The sequence below is a fragment of the Pseudomonas sp. AC083 genome, assembly GCF_979253165.1.
The window spans coordinates 1-277 of the sequence record NZ_CEEDDH010000114.1 but is presented as its reverse complement, the minus strand read 5'-3'; the positions used below and the strand labels follow the sequence as shown (position 1 = coordinate 277).

Sequence of the window (277 nt, the reverse complement as noted above, 5' to 3'; positions counted from 1 at the left end):
ATTATCTGGCTCTTGATTAATGAACACCTCATGTTCACTTAAAAACCATTTCGCCATTCCGCCAGATTGGATGACTTCGGCTAATTTCAAAAACTGCCCTAATGTAATCATTTCTGTTTCAATGGTTATAAGATTAGGCATTGTATCGACCTCTTTCAATATCACTAATATCTAATTGTACTAAAAAACAAGACAAGAAGGAAAGGGGGAAAGCGAACTGGGATAAAAGAAAGCATGGAAAACGAGAAGAAAAGCTGCTGTGCACTCACACAGCAGC

At 37.9% G+C, this 277-nt stretch carries 1 protein-coding gene; it reads right to left on the bottom strand.

From position 1 onward, the window contains the following. Positions 1-141: RNA-binding S4 domain-containing protein (locus AC0IXA_RS27420; RefSeq protein ID WP_471814898.1), on the bottom strand; the 141-nt coding region annotated here is incomplete at its 3' end. Between the last annotated feature and the right edge of the window lie 136 nt (positions 142-277).